Here is a 1,567-nt window from a genome sequence, read left to right on the forward strand (position 1 = left end):
TCCGCCCATCACCAGCAGATCCCCATGCGCCTGCGGCAGCCGCAACGACGGGCCTTTGGCAGGACGCGCGCGCCGCCGCATGGCGAACGTGCGGGTGGCGCCGAGGCTGATGATGGCCACCATGGTGTCCTCGGAGCTGCTGCGGCCGATGGTGTCGCCGTGCCAGGCGACGCTGTCGGAGCCGTCGCGGTAGCAGCACAACCCGACCGTGGTGAACGGCTCGCCGAGTTCGCCGGCGTAGATGTCGTTGAGCCGGCGCCGAAGCCGGGCCAGCAGGGGATGCGGCGGCTCGTCGACCGTGAGGTCGTGGAAACTCACCAGCCGCGGCACGTCGACCACCCGGTCGTACATCTGGCGGCGTTCCTCCCGCCACGGAACCGCGGTCAGGAGCGCGTCGAGCAGGTCGTCGGCTTCGGTGAGCCAGCCGGCGCGGATTTCGATAAAGGCGCCGTCACCGAGTTGCCTGCGCTCGGTGTGCTGGAACAGGGAGCCTTGTACCGCCATCTCCACGGCGCCCAGTCTATCGCACACCCGTTCGAGTGGCCGGGCGCCGGGACGGCCGGGTCCGGCGCCGCTACCGTGGTGGGTGTGGTTGAGCTGGGCACCAATTCCGAGGTGGGAGCGCTGCGCGTCGTCATCCTGCACCGCCCCGGCGGCGAGCTGCGGCGGCTCAATCCGCGCAACATGGATCAGCTCCTCTTCGACGGGCTGCCCTGGGTCGCCCGCGCGCAGGACGAACACGACCAGTTCGCCGAGCTGCTCCGCTCCCGCGGGGTGGAGGTGCTGCTGCTGGCCGACCTGCTGGCCGAGGCCCTGACCCACAGCGGGGCCGCCCGGATGCAGGGCGTGGCCGCCGCTGTCGACGCGCGCCGGCTGGGAGTGCCTCTGGCGCAAGCACTTTCGGGCTATCTGCGGGGGCTCGACGCGGACAGGCTGGCCCACGTGCTGATGGCCGGCATGACGTTCAACGAACTGCCGTCGGATATCCGGACCGACGTCTCGCTGGTGCTGCGCATGCACCAGGGCGCGGACTTCGTCATCGAGCCGCTGCCCAACCTGGTGTTCACCCGCGACTCGTCGATCTGGATCGGTCCGCGCGTGGTGATCCCCACGCTGGCGTTGCGCGCCCGGGTGCGCGAGGCGTCGCTGACCGACCTGATCTACGCCCATCATCCGCGGTTCACCGGGGTGCGGCGCGCCTACGAGTCGCGCACCGCGCCCGTCGAGGGTGGCGACGTGCTGCTGCTCGGCCCGGGTGTGATAGCCGTCGGCGTCGGCGAGCGGACCACCCCGGCCGGCGCGGAAGCGTTGGCGCGCAGCCTCTTCGACGACGGCCTCGCCAGCAAGGTGCTCGCCGTGCCGATCGCCCAGCGCCGCGCCCAGATGCACCTGGACACGGTGTGCACGATGGTCGACACCGACACCGTGGTGATGTACGCCAACGTCGTCGACACGCTCTCGGCGTTCACCATCGAGCGCACGCCCGAGGGCGTCGCCATCAGCGACGAGGCGCCGTTCCTGGAGGCCGCCGCCAAGGCGCTGGAGATCGACCGGCTGCGCGTCATCG

At 71.2% G+C, this 1,567-nt stretch carries 2 protein-coding genes; one reads left to right on the top strand and one right to left on the bottom strand.

Translation table 11 applies throughout. From position 1 onward, the window contains the following. The coding region (locus A5704_RS17590) for an alpha-ketoglutarate-dependent dioxygenase AlkB (protein WP_197508503.1) at positions 1 to 510 on the bottom strand (510 nt) is incomplete at its 3' end. Between the two features lie 72 nt (positions 511 to 582). On the opposite strand from A5704_RS17590, the gene A5704_RS17595 reads away from it, so the two are divergent. Beyond that, positions 583 to 1,567 (top strand): arginine deiminase family protein (locus A5704_RS17595; RefSeq protein ID WP_067890152.1); only part of this gene is annotated, 985 nt, incomplete at its 3' end.

The sequence above is a fragment of the Mycobacterium sp. E735 genome, from assembly GCF_001666955.1.
GTDB lineage: Bacteria > Actinomycetota > Actinomycetes > Mycobacteriales > Mycobacteriaceae > Mycobacterium.